This window comes from Ancylomarina longa, from assembly GCF_003996985.1.
Lineage (GTDB): Bacteria > Bacteroidota > Bacteroidia > Bacteroidales > Marinifilaceae > Ancylomarina_A > Ancylomarina_A longa.
This window is the reverse complement of sequence record NZ_RJJX01000001.1, coordinates 25,898-44,239: the sequence shown is the minus strand read 5'-3', so window position 1 is coordinate 44,239 and position 18,342 is coordinate 25,898. Positions and strand designations below refer to the sequence as shown.

Here is an 18,342-nt window from a genome sequence, read left to right as displayed (position 1 = left end):
AAATGAATTTATTTGACGTTTATACTTGTTACAATATCAACCTTGTGAATGGAAAAGGTGCTCACCTTTCCGATGATAAGGGCAATTCATACCTGGATTTTTATGGTGGTCATGGTGTAATTTCCATTGGACACAGTCATCCGCATTATATGTATCGTCTGGAGAACCAATTGCATTGTTTAGGCTTTTATTCCAATGCTGTCAAGAATGATTTACAGGAAAAGTTTGCCTGTTTACTTGGGAAAATCAGTGGATATGAAACTTACAATCTATTTCTATGTAATTCCGGAGCAGAAGCCAACGAAAATGCGTTGAAAGTTGCTTCATTCCATAATCAAAAAGCAAAAGTTATTGCCATAAAAGGTGCTTTTCATGGTAGAACCAGTGGAGCACTTTCCATCACCGATAATCCAAAATTATCTTCGGAATTTAATGCAAAGCACAATGTTGTTTTTGTAGCAATGAATGATGAGTTAGCCTTAAAGAAAGAGCTGGAGAAGGGTGATGTGAGTGCGGTTATAATAGAAGGTATACAAGGAGTAAAAGGAGTAGTAATACCATCTAACAAATTTCTTAAGGTAGCTGAAAAATACTGTGCAGAGAATAATGCTTTGCTGATCTTGGATGAGATTCAATCAGGATATGGCAGAACAGGAAAATTCTTTGCACATCAGTATGCAGGTATTCAACCGGATATCATTACAACTGCAAAAGGCATGGGAAATGGTTTTCCTATTGCCGGAGTTTTAATAAGTCCAAAGATAAAAGCATGGAAAGGAATGTTGGGAACAACATTTGGAGGAAACCATCTTTCCTGTGCTGCAGCCACAGCAGTTATAGAAACCATAGAAGAAGAAAAATTAATAGATAATGCGAATATAATAGGAGACTATCTATTTTTTGAATTAAAAGATAATAAGGCAATTAAAGCAATAAGGGGGAAAGGTTTAATGATTGGTATTGATCTGGAAAATATGTCTGAAATCAGAACAAAATTATTGATGGAATACGGCATTTTTACAGGAGCATCAGGAAACGAAACATTACGTTTGCTGCCACCACTTTCTATTGGTATTAAAGAGGCGGATCAGTTCATTAGCGCATTTAATCAAATAACCCAAACTGTAAAAAATGGCTGAACTAACTGTAGTAAAAATTGGAGGTAATATTATTGATGATTCCTCCAAGCTAAATGAATTTTTAGATGCTTTTTCTAATCTGCCCGGCAAAATTGTATTAGTGCATGGTGGTGGCAAGATGGCAACTGATCTTGCGGCAAAACTTGGAATTGAAACAAAGATGCATAAGGGAAGGAGAATTACCGATGCGGAAAATCTAAAGCTTGTAACCATGGTTTATGCAGGATTGGTAAATAAAAATATCGTGGCAGCCTTGCAAGCGCGAGGGGTGAATGCCTTAGGTGTATGTGGTGCTGATCAGAATTTATTACTTGCAGAAAAAAGAAATCACCCAAGTACTGATTATGGTTATGTTGGGGATATAACCAAGGTGAATACCTTAGCACTATGCAAACAAATAGAATGTAATGCTGTTATGGTAGTAGCTCCAATAACGCACGATGGTCAAGGACAATTACTCAACACCAATGCAGATACTATTGCCACAGAAGTTGCAATAGCACTCAGCCGTTTTTATAAGGTTAAGTTGATTTATAGTTTTGAAAAACCTGGTGTTTTGTTAGATGCAGAGGATGATGGTAGTCTAATCAGCAAACTAAGTGCAGAGGGTTGCGCATTGCTTGTTGAAAAGGGTACTATTAATACAGGCATGTTACCAAAAACAGAAAATGCTTTTCATGCTATAAATAGTGGTGTAGAAGAAGTGGTAATCGGAAATTTCGTGAATATGGAAAATGGATTCTCCGCAGGTACGAACATTAGTCAGGTATAGTAAGCCTAGGGAATCGATTTAGAAACCTGCATTTTAACCTTTTATTGATACAATATGAATTTTGAAAAATATACAGAAATAGCACTTCAGACCTTAAAGCAGTTAATTGCTATTCCATCTTTTAGTAAAGACGAATCTAAAGTGGCAGATGTAATGGAGCAGAAGCTAAAGCAATTTGCTTATGCTACACATCGGAAAGGAAATAACGTTTGGGCATTTAACAAGGATTTTAAAAAGGGCAAACCAGTATTGCTTTTGAATTCTCATCTGGATACCGTTAAGCCAAATGAAAACTGGACGAGAGATCCTTTTCAACCAGAAATTATTGATAACAAATTATATGGTTTGGGAAGTAATGATGCTGGTGGCTGTCTGGTTTCTTTGTTTGCCACTTTTTTGGCATTGGAAGAAATAAATCAGCATTATAATATCGTTTTTGTGGCATCTGCAGAAGAAGAAATCTCGGGTAAAAATGGATTTGAACTAATTCAGGAGGAGATCGGGAATATCGATGTTGGAATAGTTGGGGAACCAACCTTGATGGAGATGGCCATTGCAGAGAAAGGATTGATGGTTTTGGATTGCGAAGCTAAAGGCATTCCCGGCCATGCTGCCAGAAATGAGGGAATTAATGCTATTGAAATCGCCATGAAAGATATTGAATGGATACATTCCTATCAATATGCTTTAGCGTCAGAATTACTGGGACCAGTTAAGATGACAGTAACTCAAATAAATGCCGGAAAGCAACACAATGTGATTCCTGCAAGTTGTAAATTTGTAGTGGATGTGCGAACCAATGAGCATTATACCAACGAAAAGGCTTTTGCGATCATCCAAGAGAAATTAGAGAGCAATGTAGTTGCAAGATCATTCAGAATGAATTCTTCAGGTATTCCGTTAGAACATCCTTTGGTACAGAATGGAATAAATCTGGGAATGCCTTATTATGGATCACCAACCACATCCGATCAGGCAATAATGAAAGGATTTCCAACTCTAAAATTGGGGCCTGGAGATTCTGCCAGATCACATACTGCCGATGAATTCATCTATAGTTCTGAAATTAAGGATGGCATAGAAAAATATTTTAACTTGTTGAACGGATTAAATTTGAAAATTAACAGTTAGGAAGGAATCCAACTGCTAACTAAATACAAAAAACAAAACTCATGAAACTTTGGGACAAAGGTGTAAAAATTGATAAAAAAATAGAACGATTTACGGTTGGTAAGGATCGGGAACTGGATCTGCAATTAGCGGCATTCGATGTTTTGGGATCTTTAGCTCATACCGAAATGCTTCAATCTATTGGATTATTGGAGAAAAAAGAACTGAAATTAATTCAGGAGGAATTGAGAAAGATCTATTCTGCTATTAAAAATGATGCTTTTGTAATAGAGGACGGAATTGAAGATGTTCACTCCCAGGTTGAGTTTTTGCTGACCAAGGAGTTAGGCGATGTGGGAAAGAAAATACACAGTGGCCGATCCAGAAACGATCAGGTATTACTGGATTTAAAGCTTTTTACCAGAAACAAATTGGAAGAAATTGTTCGCGAGAGCAGATTGCTTTTTGATGAGTTGATTGCAAAAAGTAACCAGTACAAAAATGTATTGATTCCAGGATATACGCACCTTCAGGTTGCCATGCCATCATCATTTGGATTGTGGTTTGGAGCTTATGCCGAAAGTTTAACCGATGATTTACTAGTATTGCAATCTGCTTATAAAGTGGTAAATCAAAATCCATTGGGATCGGGTGCTGGGTATGGATCTTCATTTCCCTTGGACAGACAAATGACTACCGAATTACTTGGATTTAGAGATCTGAGCTATAATGTAGTATATGCACAAATGGGACGTGGTAAAATGGAGTTTACCGTTCTTTCAGCTTTAGCCAACATGGCTATGACCATTGCTAAATTGGCGATGGATGCTTGCTTGTACAATAGCCAGAATTTCAATTTCTTGAGTTTCCCTGATGAATTAACCACTGGAAGCAGCATTATGCCACACAAAAAGAACCCTGATGTGTTCGAGCTAATTCGTGCTCATGCAAATGCATTGCAAATGTTACCAGCCCAAATTCAGGCAGTAACTTCGAATCTACCTTCTGGTTACCACAGAGATTATCAACTTACTAAGGAATTTTTTATGCCTGCTTTCGATCGAATGATTGCCTGCTTGGAAATGACAAGAATTATGCTTTCCGAAGTGAAAATAAATAAGGATGTTTTGAAAGAGGAGCGTTACAAATATTTGTTTACAGTGGAGGAAGTAAATCGAATGGTTTTGGAAGGTGTACCTTTTCGGGATGCCTATAAAAAGGTAGGTCAGATTGTAGAGGCTGGAGAGTTTAAATACAACGGAAAGCTGAAACACGTTCATGAAGGTAGTCTTGGAAATCTATGTAATGATAAAATCGTGGAAAAGATGAATGAAACCTTCATTGAATTTAACTTCAACAGAACGAAAGAAGCATACATGAATCTTTTAAATCGCATTTAAAACCACTAATAATAAAATCTAATAATTAACCATTTTATAAAACTTTTATGTCACAACAGACAAAAGCTAAATTAATATTGCAAGATGGATCGGAGTATGTCGGCACATCATTTGGATATCAGAAATCTATTGCTGGAGAAATGGTATTTAATACCGCAATGACTGGTTATCCCGAAAGTCTTACTGATCCATCCTATAAGGGTCAAATTTTGGTAAGTACTTTTCCATTAATAGGTAATTACGGGGTTCCGGGTAATTTTCAAGAGGATGATCTGTTTCGTTTCTATGAATCGGATAAAATTCAGGTATCAGCTTTTATTGTTTCTGATTATACCGAGGAATTTAGCCACTGGAACGCAAGTCTTAGTCTTGGCGATTGGATGAAGCAGAACAAAATACCAGGTTTATACGGATTGGATACACGAGCCTTAACCAAAAAATTACGAGAGAATGGAAGTATGCTTGCAAAAATTGTGTTTGAAGATCAGGAAACGGAATGGAAAGATCCTAACCTGGAGAATTTGGTAGCTCAGGTTAGTATTCCAGAAAAAAAGATATATGGAGATGGCAAGCATAAGATACTTCTTTTGGATTGTGGTGTGAAGAACAATATCATACGCTGTTTATTGAAACACGATACTACGGTTATTCGTGTGCCTCACGATTACGATTTTACGCTGGAAGAATACGACGGATTGTTCATTTCCAATGGTCCGGGAGATCCAAAACAAAATAGTAAAGCCATAGAAAATCTGAAGAAGGTTTTCGAAAAGGACACTCCCATAATGGGAATTTGTTTGGGAACACAGTTGATGGCATTGGCGGCTGGAGCGGATACCTATAAGTTGAAATACGGTCACCGTAGTCATAATCAACCAGTTGTTTTATCAGGAAGTAAACGCTGTTTTATCACCTCGCAGAATCATGGATATGCAATTGATATGAAAAGCTTGCCCGAAGAATGGGAAACTTTGTTTGTGAATGCAAATGATAATACTTGTGAAGGAATCAAACACCGGAATAAGCCATTTTTTGCCTCTCAATTTCACCCCGAAGCTTCTAGCGGTCCAACCGACACAGAATTTCTGTTCGATGATTTCATTCAAATGATAGAGGAGTTTAAAAATCAAAAGCAAGCCAAATAAATCCAGATATAAGATGAAAGAAGATATAAAGAAAGTACTGTTATTAGGTTCGGGAGCACTTAAGATTGGAGAAGCTGGAGAATTCGACTATTCCGGTTCGCAGGCTTTAAAAGCTATGAAAGAGGAAGGTATCTCTACGGTACTTATAAATCCCAATATTGCCACAGTGCAGACCTCTAAAGGAGTTGCCGATCAAATCTATTTTTTGCCGGTTACTCCTTTTTTTGTGGAGCAAGTAATCCTAAAAGAGAAACCAGATGGTATTCTACTCGCTTTTGGTGGACAAACAGCATTAAATTGTGGAATAGAATTGTATCGATCCGGCATTCTGGAGAAATACAATCTTCAGGTCTTGGGAACACCTATCGAAACGATTATTAAAACAGAAGATCGGGAAATATTTGCCAATGAACTTCGTAAGATTGATGTAAAAACCCCACGGAGCTTTGCGGTAGAATCGATTGATGATGCATTAATAGCAGCGGATAAACTAGGTTTTCCAATTATTATTCGTGCGGCATTTACCTTAGGCGGACAAGGAAGTGGTTTTTGTTCCAATAAAGAGGAGCTCAAGAAACTGGCGGAAAATGCTTTGTCTTACTCCAACCAGATTTTGGTAGAAGAATCGCTGAAAGGCTGGAAGGAAGTGGAATATGAAGTAGTTCGTGATGCCTACGATAACTGTATTACAGTTTGTAATATGGAGAATTTTGATCCGTTAGGAATCCATACCGGCGAAAGTATTGTAATTGCACCATCTCAAACACTTACAAATTCCGAATATCATAAACTAAGAGCCTTAGCCATTAAAATTATTCGCCATATGGGTGTGGTGGGAGAATGTAATGTACAGTATGCTCTGGATCCAAATTCCGAGGATTACCGGGTTATTGAGGTGAACGCCAGACTTTCCAGATCATCGGCGTTAGCATCGAAGGCAACGGGTTATCCATTGGCGGCAGTAGCGGCCAAATTAGGCTTAGGCTATGCTTTACATGAATTAAAAAATGCAGTAACTCAAACTACAACTGCTTGCTTTGAACCAGCATTAGATTACGTTGTTTGCAAAATTCCACGTTGGGATTTGAATAAGTTCGAAGGCGTTACTAAAGAAATTGGTTCGAGCATGAAGAGCGTTGGCGAGGTGATGGCTATTGGTCGTAATTTCGAGGAAGCTATTCAAAAAGGTCTGCGAATGATCGGACAGGGCATGCATGGCTTTGTGGGCAATGTGCATTCCAAATTCGAAAATGTTGATCAGGAATTATCGCATCCTACAGATATGAGGATATTTTCCATTGCACAGGCTTTTGAAAAAGGATATAGCATCGATAAAGTTCATTCGTTAACTGCCATTGATAAATGGTTCCTAAGCAAGCTGGAACACATCACCAAGATAAAGTGGGATCTTCAGAAATATAACCAGTTACAGGATTTACATGATAACTTACTTAAGGCTTCTAAAGTTTATGGATTTTCTGATTTTCAAATAGCACGCTTTGTTTTAAAGCCGGAAAACACGAATATGGAATCGGAATTGCTGGAGGTAAGAAATTACCGTAAGGAAAGAGGTATTGTTCCGGTAGTGAAGCAAATAGATACTCTGGCAGCCGAATATCCCGCACAAACCAATTACATCTATCTAACTTATAGTGGAGATGAAAATGATATTGAATACCAAGGGGATCATAAATCGGTAATTGTTTTAGGATCGGGAGCTTATCGCATAGGTTCTTCTGTAGAATTCGACTGGTGTAGTGTAAATGCCTTAAATGCGGTTAATAAAGCCGGATTGCGTTCTGTCATGATCAATTATAATCCGGAAACGGTGAGTACTGATTACGATGTATGCGATCGCTTATATTTCGACGAACTTTCTTTTGAAAGAGTACTGGATATTATCGACTTTGAATCGCCACGCGGCGTTATTGTATCAGTAGGAGGACAGATCCCCAATAACCTGGCCATGCGATTGCACAAGGCAAATGTGAAGGTTTTAGGTACTTCCCCGGAATCTATCGACCGGGCAGAAAATCGTCAGATGTTTTCAGCTATGTTGGACGATTTAAAGATCGATCAGCCGCGATGGAGTGAGTTAACCAGCATCGAGGCTATTCATAAGTTTATTGAAGTGGTGGGTTTCCCGGTACTGATTCGCCCTAGTTATGTGCTTTCGGGTGCAGCGATGAACGTGGTATCCAATCGGGAAGAATTGGGACATTTCCTCGAATTGGCTGCTCAGGTCTCTAAGCAATATCCCGTTGTAGTTAGTGAATTTATACAGGAAGCCAAAGAGATCGAATTTGATGGAGTGGCAAAAAATGGAGAGATTATTATCGATGCCATTTCGGAACATGTGGAGTTTGCCGGAGTTCACTCAGGGGATGCTACTTTGGTTTTTCCACCACAAAAATTATACTTCGAAACCATTCGTCGTATTCGAAAAATTGCACGAAAAATTGCAAAATCGCTGGACATAACTGGTCCGTTTAATATGCAGCTTTTGGCAAAAGACAACGATATAAAAGTGATAGAATGTAATCTGCGGGCAAGTCGTAGTTTCCCGTTTGTATCGAAAGTAATGGACTTTAATTTTGTAGAAACCGCAACACAGGCAATGCTGGATATCCATATCGGAAACAATCTGCCATCCATGTTCGAATTGGAACATATAGGCGTAAAAGCTTCCCAATTTTCGTTCTCCCGACTATCAAAAGCAGACCCTGTTTTAGGTGTTGATATGTCTTCAACAGGGGAAGTTGGCTGTATTGGTGCAGATTATTACGATGCAATATTAAAATCAATGATATCAGTAGGTTATCGCATACCGAACAATGCTGTATTAATTAGTAGTGGCCCCATTCGCTCTAAATTGGAGTTGTTGAAAAGTGCTAAAATGCTGGAGGAGCGAGGACTTAAATTGTATGGCACTAGAGGTACTGCAAAATTTTTAAAGGAGAATGGTGTAAGCATTGAAAGTATAGCATGGCCCGATGAAGATGACCCCAAAAATGCTGTGAATTTAATTCGCGATCGTAAGGTGGATTTGGTAATAAATATTCCAAAAAATCTAAGCAAAACAGAGCTGAATAACGATTATGAAATTCGCCGTAGTGCCATCGATTTTAATGTACCATTGGTAACCAATGCCCGATTGGCTAGTGCCTTTATTTATTCCTTTTGTAAAAAGTCAGAAGCAGACTTGGGAATCCATAGCTACAACGAATACGTAGAAAAACAGGAGTGGTAAACTTATAATTATATATTCGACCAGACAGGTTTTTAAAACCTGTCTGGTCTGGATAAATAGTATAGATCTTTAGTGGCAATCAAGCTCCTCTTTTAAATTAAATCAGATGCTTAATTTAGTTTAAATCATATATCTGATTTAAATTTAATCAGGTACATGATTTGTAATAAATCACAGTCTTGATTTGAATACAACACCTCTGTTTCTAATCAGTAATCCTTAAGGTTTCATCATATACTCCTAGCTTAATAGTTTTGTAGCGAGCTGGTAAAGTTTTAATTTGCAGGATGTAATTTCCCACTTTTAAACTAAGAGGAATCTGAAATATTTGGCAACCACCAGTATTTTTTATCACAATTCTAATTTTTGTTTCTATGCCATCATCACCCACCAGAAATATACCCTGTGCCGAATCTGTTATGTCGTACTTAAGTTTTTGTCCATTTACTTCGAGAATACTTCCTTTCTTAATATTTTGGGCAGTACTATTTTCGGAATGGTTTTTAATATTTATAATATTGACTACTGATTTTTGAGGAGGAATCTTGTGCAGTTTACTTTCCTGAGCATAGTTTTTTAAAAGAACTCCTGCCGATATACTAAATTGAATTTGATGTTTTTGGGGATCAAAAACATCATGCCATCCGGTAAATACACCTTTTATACTTGGCTGAATATTAAAGAGTGGAGTGTTTATGGTGAAACCTTTTTGTAACGACTCCCCAATCACTGTTTCTAATCGGGAAAGCATACTTTCGGCTTCAGGTACAGTAATACCACTTCCTTCTTTGGCACATTCTTTTATAAGCTCTTTTCGATCCATCTTTCCCATCGTAAAGGGGATACCATAGAATTCATCTTCTCCCTTTTTAAATGGATTTTCTTTTAAGTAATAGGTAATCATGTAATGTAGTATTTAAGATTTTAGAAATATTAAGTTAGTCATAATTCAAAATATTCCAACAAATTGTATAGTTTTATGCTCTCAAATCAGTAAAGAATCACCAGTAAACAGCTAAATAACAAGAGAATTACAGATATGAAAAATTATATTTTCACACTAGCCCTAAAGGTGCGCGACTACGAATGCGATTTGCAAGGAGTGGTGAATAACTCCGTTTATCAGAATTATCTGGAACACGCCCGACATGAGTTTTTACAATCCATAGGCAATAATTTTAAAACCTTACACGAGCAAGGAATTGATGCCATGGTATCGCGAATCGAAATTGATTATAAAAGCTCTCTAACCAGTGGTGATGAGTTTGAAGTACGCATGAACATTGAAAGAGAAGGAGTGAAGCTGGTTTTTAAGGAAGATATTTATCGCTTATCGGATAATAAGCTATGTGCTAAGGGGAAAGTGTATGCCATTTGCCTGGTGAATGGACGACTTACAAAAGGAGAAATATTCGATAAGCTATTTGCCGAGCATCTTCAAAATTAAACGGATCACATATATTGAATATATAAATTTGCTTTCTTCTAATTCTTTAGATCCCATAATAAGTGTGCTTTAAGTTATCGATTCCTATATTAATTTTATCTTTTTAGGAGCTGTTAGGTGTTTTCAATAAATCAGGATAACTTTACTTACACACTTTTGGGATAGTCATTATTTTTTAAAATAAGCTTCCTTGCTGTTGATACATTCCGGTTTTTTTAAGCTCGAAAAAACAATCAGCACAAGCAACTACATCAGCCAATGCATCATGAGTACCGTCAAATCCTTTGTTAAAAAGTGTTTGGTGTAACTCTGTTAAATTAGGCCATTTGTAGCCACTTCTTCCAGGAATCTTACATATTGAGCTTGTCGTCTTCATGGTACAGATTTTTGGTATCTCTCTTAGTCGATTTGTAATGTTCTTTCGTAAAAATTCTGCACCCACTATCATTTCATCAAAACTAATATTGTGAGCAATCAAAAAGCTGGACTCATTTAAAACACATGCAAATTCCTCTAAGGCTTCAGTCAAATCAATTCCTTCATTTATAGCTCTGTTTGTTGATATTCCATGAATATTAGAGGCTTCCTGAGGAATCATATATCCCTCAGGAATAATGATTCTGTTTGTTCGCTTAATCTCCTGATTTTTGTTGTCGTAGAGCAACCAGGCAAGTTGTACCATTCTAGGCCAGTTATTCAAATCAGTAATTGGAGCATTCCATCTTTTAGGTAGTCCGGTTGTTTCTGTGTCAAAAAATAAATACATATTTCGAAATTTAAAAAAGCTCCCAAAGGAGCTTTATTTTTTTATTTTATTCTGGTTTATACCAAGCTTTTGGCAACTTTTAAAGCAGCCTCGTAGTTTGGCTCATTTGTCATTTCAGGTACATATTCAATGTGTTGAACGGTATTGTTTTTATCAAGTACTACAACACCTCTGGCAAGAAGGCGAAGTTCTTCAACAACGAATCCGTATTTTAAACCGAAATCTAATTCTTTATGGTCTGAAAGTGTAATTAGATTATCAATACCTTCCGCTCCACAAAAACGTCCCAATGCAAATGGAAGATCATTAGAAAGTGTTATTATTTGGATGTTTTCATTAAGAGAAGCAGCCTCTTTATTAAATCGGTGAGTTTGTGCTGAACAGACACCAGTATCAATAGATGGAAACACTGAAAGAATCTTTACTTTACCATTAAAATCAGAAAGTTGAATAGGAGTTAGGCCTTGATCTAGTGCAGTAAAATTTTCTGCAGTTCTACCAATTTCAATTTCTGTACCTACTAAAGTCATTGCATTTCCTGCAAAAGTTACTTTGCTATTGTTTTTATTCATAATTATATATTTTGTGTTATGATCAAAGATAAAAATTGTTTTCTATTTATTCTAAATAAAAATAATATAAATCGAAGCGTATTAGCAAAAAAAAAGCCGAAGAAAACTTCGGCTTTAAATTTATTCTAATTCTTTGTGATGTTTCAAAATCTTTGTCGTGATTTTCATCTTTGATTTATCCAGTCCAACTGAAATAGTATCTCCTTCGGATATGCTGGCTTTAATTATTACTTCAGCCATTTCATCTTCCAGATATTTTTGAATAGCTCGTTTAAGTGGCCTGGCTCCAAATTGAACATCGTAACCTTTTTCGGCAATAAAATCTTTGGCTGCTGAAGATATTTTAATTTTATAGCCTAAGTCATTTACTCTTTTGTATAAACCATCAAGTTCGATATCAATTATTTTATGAATATCCTTTTGAGTGAGAGAGTTAAACATTACCAAATCGTCTATTCTATTCAAAAACTCAGGAGCGAAAGCTTTTTTAAGGGCTTTTTGAATTATGCTACTAGTATAATCGTTAGATTCAGAACTACCTGCCTGGAAACCTATGCCTTTGCCAAAATCTTTCAGTTCCCGACTACCAATATTAGAGGTCATGATAATAATGCAATTCTTAAAATCGACTCTTCGACCTAAGCTATCAGTAAGTTGACCGTCATCCAGTAATTGTAATAGAATATTAAATACATCAGGATGAGCTTTTTCAATCTCGTCCAATAAAACAACGGAATATGGTTTTCTTCTAACTTTCTCGGTAAGTTGTCCGCCTTCTTCGTATCCAACATATCCCGGAGGTGCTCCAACCAATCTGGAAACAGCAAATTTCTCCATATATTCACTCATATCAATTCTAATTAGAGCATCATGACTGTCGAATAAATATTCAGATAAGACTTTTGCTAATTGAGTTTTGCCAACTCCTGTAGGTCCAAGAAAAATAAAGGTTCCGATTGGTTTATTCGGATCCTTTAAACCAGCACGATTTCTCTGAATGGCTTTAACGATTTTTGCAATTGCATCTTTTTGTCCAACAACTCTGCCTTGAAGTTCAGTATTCATTTGTAATAATCGCGACCCTTCCGCCTGTGCAATTCTTTTTACCGGAACGCCAGTCATCATCGCCACTACTTCTGCGATATCTTCTCCTGAAACTTTTTCTTTTTTAAGATTAAGCTCTTGTTCCCACTTATCTTTTTCTCTTTCAAGATCATCGGTGAAGTTTTTTTCTTTATCCCGAAAACTGGCTGCTAATTCAAATTTCTGAGCCTTAACAGCTTTAATTTTATTTTGACGAGTTTCCTCTATTTTTTTCTCTAATTCCTCAATAATAACCGGAACATGAATGTTTGAAATATGAACTCTTGATCCAGCTTCATCCAAAGCATCAATTGCCTTATCTGGAAGATATCTATCGCTAATGTACCTCGAGGTAAGTTTTACACAAGCCTCTATAGCTTCGTCGGTATAGTAAACACTATGGTGATCTTCGTATCTTTCCTTGATATTGTTTAGAATAACAATAGTTTCCTCAGGAGAGGTAGGTTCTACCATTACCTTCTGAAACCTGCGTTCCAATGCTCCATCTTTTTCAATATTTTGACGGTATTCGTCCAATGTAGTGGCTCCAATGCATTGAATTTCGCCTCTGGCTAAAGCTGGTTTCAACATATTCGCAGCATCCAGAGAACCTGTAGCACCACCAGCACCAACAATCGTATGTATTTCATCAATGAAGAGAATAATATCGCTTGTTTTGGATAATTCATTCAAAATAGCTTTCATCCTCTCTTCAAATTGGCCACGATATTTTGTTCCTGCAACAATAGAAGCCAAATCAAGTGTAACAACTCGTTTCCCGAATAAAACTCTGGAAACTTTTTTCTGAATAATTCGGAGGGCAAGACCTTCTGCTATCGCAGATTTACCAACTCCTGGTTCTCCTATTAGTATAGGATTATTTTTCTTTCTACGGCTAAGTATTTGAGCGAGTCTTTCAATTTCGGTTTCACGCCCAACAATAGGGTCTAAAGTTCCTTCTTCTGCCGATTTCGTAATGTCAATACCAAAATTATCAAGAACCGGAGTCTCCGATTTACCTCTGACTCCGGATCGTTTAGGATCACCTCCGGACATTCCACTTTTACCACCTGGTTCGTCAGAAGGGTAGTCTGCTTGTGCTTTAGGGAATAGGGTTTTAAGGTTCTGTTTCACTTTATTATAATCAATTGACTGATCATCTAGAATTTGAGTTACCATACTTTTTTCATCTTTTAATATTGCGAGCAAAAGATGGCTGGTGTCAATTGTATTATTCTTTAAGGCTTTTGCCTCCAAATAAATTAATTTAAGAACTCTTTCTGCAGATCTTTGAAGTGGTATATTTTCTTGATCTAATTCACTTATTGAATCAGATTTGAGTTGTTTCTCAATACTTTTTCGGATATCGTAAAGATCAACTCCCAGTGAAATGAGAATGTCAACCGCAATTCCTTCTCCTTCCCGAAGAATCCCTAAAAAGAGGTGTTCTGTTCCAATGGCTGTGTTCCCAAGCCTTTCAGCTTCTTCTTTGCTGTATGAAAGAACATCCTTTATGCGAGGTGAAAATTTTGAATCCATATGGTAGGTTTTTAAAATTTATCAAATTTGAAATAATATGATTCGTATAGTTAAAAGTAACATTAAAATAATGAAAAAAAATTAGATTGAAGCTTAAAATGGCAATCAATTTTCGATGAAGAATACAATAGAAAACAGAATTAATCTAGTAATCAAGCAATAATGCTTAATCCCTTAATATTTATCTTAATTCCCCTTCAAATATAGCACTATTTCTTACGCAAAATCTACTTATTTTGTTACTTTTGTAGATCTTAGAAAAGTATAGAATTTTAAATTAAATATAAATGACCACGGGAGAGAGAATTATACGCATTAATATAGAAGAGGAAATGAAATCGGCTTATATTGATTATTCAATGTCGGTAATCGTTTCCAGAGCTCTACCAGATGTTAGAGATGGCTTAAAACCAGTTCACCGAAGAGTTTTATTTGGAATGGGAGAATTGGGAACTACTGCTAATAAACCGTACAAAAAATCTGCAAGAATTGTTGGTGAGGTATTAGGAAAGTATCATCCACATGGTGATAGTTCTGTATACATGACAATGGTTCGTATGGCTCAAAGCTGGTCGTTGCGTTATCCTTTGATCGATGGGCAAGGAAATTTTGGGTCCGTTGATGGTGATAGTCCTGCTGCAATGCGTTACACCGAAGCAAGAATGAATCGTATTGCTGAGGAAACTTTGTCAGATCTTGAGAAAGATACAGTGGATATGGTTCCCAATTTTGACGAGTCATTAAAAGAACCAACTGTGTTGCCAACACGGATTCCTAACCTTTTAGTAAATGGAGCTTCCGGAATTGCTGTGGGAATGGCAACGAATATGCCACCTCACAATCTATCTGATGTTATCGATGCGATTGTTCTCTCGATTAATAATAAAGAGGTTGAAATAGATGAATTGATTCGTATCGTAAAGGCTCCGGATTTTCCAACAGGAGGAACTATTTACGGTTACCAAGGGGTAAAGGAAGCATTCGAAACCGGAAAGGGGCGAGTTGTCGTTCGTGCAAAAACAAATATCGAAACATCTGACAATGGTCGTGAAAAAATTATTGTAACAGAGATACCATACATGGTCAATAAGGCTGAATTGATTATGAAGACAGCCGATTTGATTAACGACAAAAAAATTGATGGCATTTCGAATGTGAACGATGAATCGGATCGTAATGGTATGAGAATTGTTTTCGACCTGAAAAGAGATGCGATTGCAAATGTTGTATTGAATAAACTATTCAAGTACACACAAATGCAAAATTCGTTTAGTGTTAATAATATTGCACTTGTGAAGGGGCGTCCAAAGCTTCTTAACTTAAAAGAATTGATAGACTATTTTATAGAACATCGTCATGATGTTGTTGTTAGAAGAACTCAATTTGAATTAAGACAAGCTGAGGCTAAAGCTCATATCCTTAAGGGTTTAATTATTGCATTAGACAACATTGATCAGGTAATTGCTTTGATTCGCGGCTCTAAAACACCGGAAGAAGCAAGACTCGGATTAATGAGTAATTTTGATTTGGATGAAATCCAAGCCAAGGCTATTCTAGATATGCGTTTACAGAAACTTACCGGTCTGGAACGCGACAAATTGCATGCGGAATATAATGAATTGATGAAACTTATTGATCATCTTAATGCTATTCTGCAAAATGAATCTATGAGAATGGATATCATAAAAGAAGAGCTTTTGGAAGTGAAAGCAAAATATGGCGATGAAAGAAGAACTGAAATTGTTTATGCTTCCGAAGAATTTAATCCTGAAGATTTTTATGCAGATGAAGAAATGGTAATAACTATTTCTCATATGGGATACATTAAACGTACACCACTTGCAGAATTTAAAACTCAACATAGGGGAGGTGTAGGTTCTAAAGGAAGTATAACCCGAGAGGAAGATTTCTTAGAGCATATGATTATGGCTACTATGCATAATACTATGTTGTTCTTTACTGAAAAAGGGAAGTGTTTTTGGTTGAAGGTTTACGAAATTCCTGAAGGAACAAAGCAATCTAAAGGTAGGGCAATTCAAAATCTGCTAAATATTGAGCCTGATGATAAAGTGAAGGCGTATATTAATGTATTGAATTTGAAGGAAGAAGAATATATCAATAATAATTACATTGTCCTTTGTACTAAAAAAGGTGTAATTAAGAAAACTCCTTTAGAAGCATATTCACGCCCTAGAATTAATGGTGTAAATGCAATCACAATACGTGAAGATGACCATTTGTTAGAGGCTAAATTAACAAATGGGAATAATGAAATTTTAATAGCGGTTCGTTCCGGTAAAGCAATTCGATTTGCTGAGGCTCAGGTTCGTCCAATGGGAAGGACTGCTTCCGGAGTAAGAGGAATTACCTTGAAGGATGAGAATGATGAAGTTATTGGCATGATATGTGTCGAGAATGGATCTGAGGACATCCTGGTTGTTTCAGAGAATGGATTTGGGAAGCGTTCTAATATTGATGATTATCGAATTACAAAACGTGGTGGTAAAGGTGTGAAAACCATTAGTGTAACAGAGAAAACAGGTGATTTGATTGCTATTAAGAATGTAAGTAATGCGGATGATTTAATGATTATTAATCGATCAGGAATTACAATTCGTATGGCTGTTTCAGATTTAAGAGTAATGGGACGTGCTACACAGGGAGTTCGACTTATTAATCTTAGTAAGAAAAATGATTCTATAGCTGCTGTAGCTAAAGTAAACTCATCAGGTGATGAAGATGAGTCTGAAACAGAGACACCTGTAGTAGGAGAGGTATAGTTCGTAAATAAACTTAGATTAATTATAAAAAGATCAATCTTATTCTAAATCAAAAATAAAAATATATTTTTGTCGAGATTGTTATAAAAACTAAACATTGATTATGAAAAAATTATCATTCATTCTAGTTATGCTTTTGTGTGTTTCTGCTGTATTCGCACAAAAAAGTAAAGTAACTGGGGCACAAAATTATTTAACTTCAGGTAAGTTAGATAAAGCCAAGGAGGCTATTGATAAAGGAATTCAAAATGAGAAATGTGTGGCTTACCCAAAAGCATATCTTGTAAAAGGGAGAGTTTATCAGGGTATATTCGAAAGTCCACTTCCCGCCTATAAAGATTTGGCCAAGAATCCTCTTAATGTTGCTTATGAGGCATATTTAAAAGCTCTTGAATTAGATCAAAAAGGTAAAATGAAAAAGCCTGTTAAAGCACAAATGACAAACATGATTCCAGATTTTACTAATGAAGCAGTTAATCGCTATAATGAGGGAGATTTTACTGGTGCATTAGCTGCTTTTGAACGTGTATTGGAAATTGAAGGATTGGATATGTTTAAAGATAATCCTGTTGTTGATACTGCAGTTATTTTTAATGCAGCTATGACAGCTCAAAAGGCAAATAACCTTGAAGCAGCTGCAAAATATTACAAGAAATCAATTGATTACAATTATGGTGGAGCGAAATCATATGCTAATTTAGCAAATGTTCTGAAAAATTCTGGTAAGGCAGAAGAGTCTTTAACATATCTTCATAAAGGATTTGAACTATATCCTAATGATTCTTGGATGTTGGTTGAATTGATTAACTATTATATGTTAGGTGGCGAGCCACAGAAAGCAGCAGAATTCTTGGATAAGGCAATTGAGATTGATCCTACAAATGGTTCTTTTTACAGAGCTAAGGGAACTTTGTATGAGAAAACAGAGGACTTTGCAAAAGCTGAAGAAATGTATGTAAAAGCCCTAGAATTAAACCCTAAAGATTTTACTTCACAATATAATTTAGGATTGCTAAAATTAAATACTGTAATTGATCACCATAAAGAGGTTAATGAAATTATGGATGCAAAGAAGTACAACGAAGCAATTAAGGGTGTATATTCTGAATATGAAAAAGTTGTTCCTTATTTCGAGAAGGTATTGGAAATGAAGCCTGATGAAAAAAGTGCGTTAATTGCATTGAAAGAACTTTATTTCAAATTGAGAAATGAGAACGAGTCCTATTTGAAGAAATACAACGAGATAAAAGCTAAGTTGGATGGAATGGAATAAAAAATAAAATATAGAGGGCATCTAAGCTCTCTATATTTTTATATATGCAATTGAACTTAATATGAA

13 protein-coding genes are annotated in these 18,342 nt (G+C 36.2%); 9 read left to right on the top strand and 4 right to left on the bottom strand.

Features of this window, described 5'->3' with window-relative positions; all coding sequences use genetic code 11:
- Positions 1–2: 2 nt before the first annotated feature.
- Genes DLK05_RS00185 through carB form a run of 6 tightly spaced genes read left to right on the top strand, consistent with a single transcriptional unit; the run spans position 3 to position 8,816 of the window.
- Positions 3–1,139 carry an aspartate aminotransferase family protein gene (locus DLK05_RS00185; protein WP_127341951.1) on the top strand — a complete coding sequence of 379 codons (1,137 nt, stop codon included), beginning with the start codon at positions 3–5 and terminating at the stop codon, positions 1,137–1,139.
- Positions 1,132–1,911, top strand: a complete 780-nt coding sequence (gene argB, locus DLK05_RS00180; protein ID WP_127341950.1) for an acetylglutamate kinase — start codon at positions 1,132–1,134, stop codon at positions 1,909–1,911. The genes DLK05_RS00185 and argB overlap by 8 nt, the downstream gene beginning before the upstream one ends.
- A gap of 54 nt (positions 1,912–1,965) precedes the next feature.
- Positions 1,966–3,042 carry a M20 family metallo-hydrolase gene (locus DLK05_RS00175; protein WP_127341949.1) on the top strand — a complete coding sequence of 359 codons (1,077 nt, stop codon included), beginning with the start codon at positions 1,966–1,968 and terminating at the stop codon, positions 3,040–3,042.
- A gap of 41 nt (positions 3,043–3,083) precedes the next feature.
- The gene (argH, locus tag DLK05_RS00170; protein ID WP_127341948.1) at positions 3,084–4,421 is read left to right on the top strand and encodes an argininosuccinate lyase; all 1,338 of its coding nucleotides are present in this window, start codon (positions 3,084–3,086) and stop codon (positions 4,419–4,421) included.
- A 47-nt stretch (positions 4,422–4,468) separates the two neighbouring features.
- Positions 4,469–5,566 (top strand): glutamine-hydrolyzing carbamoyl-phosphate synthase small subunit, encoded by a 1,098-nt coding sequence (gene carA / locus DLK05_RS00165; RefSeq protein WP_127341947.1) that lies wholly within the window; start codon positions 4,469–4,471, stop codon positions 5,564–5,566.
- A gap of 13 nt (positions 5,567–5,579) precedes the next feature.
- Positions 5,580–8,816 carry a carbamoyl-phosphate synthase (glutamine-hydrolyzing) large subunit gene (gene carB / locus DLK05_RS00160; protein WP_127341946.1) on the top strand — a complete coding sequence of 1,079 codons (3,237 nt, stop codon included), beginning with the start codon at positions 5,580–5,582 and terminating at the stop codon, positions 8,814–8,816.
- Between the two features lie 205 nt (positions 8,817–9,021).
- Here the strand turns inward: carB and DLK05_RS00155 are convergent, their stop codons facing one another.
- Positions 9,022–9,720 carry a DNA-binding domain-containing protein gene (locus tag DLK05_RS00155; protein WP_127341945.1) on the bottom strand — a complete coding sequence of 233 codons (699 nt, stop codon included), beginning with the start codon at positions 9,718–9,720 and terminating at the stop codon, positions 9,022–9,024.
- 135 nt (positions 9,721–9,855) lie between these two features.
- Between DLK05_RS00155 and DLK05_RS00150 the strand changes: the two genes are divergently transcribed.
- Positions 9,856–10,263, top strand: a complete 408-nt coding sequence (locus tag DLK05_RS00150) for an acyl-CoA thioesterase (RefSeq protein WP_127341944.1) — start codon at positions 9,856–9,858, stop codon at positions 10,261–10,263.
- 175 nt (positions 10,264–10,438) lie between these two features.
- On the opposite strand, the gene DLK05_RS00145 is transcribed toward DLK05_RS00150, so the two are convergent.
- From DLK05_RS00145 to DLK05_RS00135, 3 genes are all read right to left on the bottom strand, one after another.
- On the bottom strand, positions 10,439–11,029 hold the full coding sequence (locus DLK05_RS00145; protein WP_127341943.1) for a 3'-5' exonuclease: 591 nt from the start codon (positions 11,027–11,029) through the stop codon (positions 10,439–10,441).
- Between the two features lie 56 nt (positions 11,030–11,085).
- The gene (gene tpx / locus DLK05_RS00140; protein WP_127341942.1) at positions 11,086–11,601 is read right to left on the bottom strand and encodes a thiol peroxidase; all 516 of its coding nucleotides are present in this window, start codon (positions 11,599–11,601) and stop codon (positions 11,086–11,088) included.
- Between the two features lie 120 nt (positions 11,602–11,721).
- Positions 11,722–14,223, bottom strand: coding sequence for an ATP-dependent Clp protease ATP-binding subunit (locus DLK05_RS00135; RefSeq protein WP_127341941.1), 2,502 nt, complete (start codon positions 14,221–14,223; stop codon positions 11,722–11,724).
- 287 nt (positions 14,224–14,510) lie between these two features.
- Here DLK05_RS00135 and gyrA point away from each other — a divergent pair, with 287 nt between their 5' ends.
- Together gyrA and DLK05_RS00125 are read left to right on the top strand one after the other, a co-directional pair.
- Positions 14,511–17,003 carry a DNA gyrase subunit A gene (gene gyrA / locus DLK05_RS00130; protein WP_127341940.1) on the top strand — a complete coding sequence of 831 codons (2,493 nt, stop codon included), beginning with the start codon at positions 14,511–14,513 and terminating at the stop codon, positions 17,001–17,003.
- A gap of 103 nt (positions 17,004–17,106) precedes the next feature.
- On the top strand, positions 17,107–18,276 hold the full coding sequence (locus DLK05_RS00125) for a tetratricopeptide repeat protein (RefSeq protein ID WP_127341939.1): 1,170 nt from the start codon (positions 17,107–17,109) through the stop codon (positions 18,274–18,276).
- Positions 18,277–18,342 lie beyond the last annotated feature (66 nt).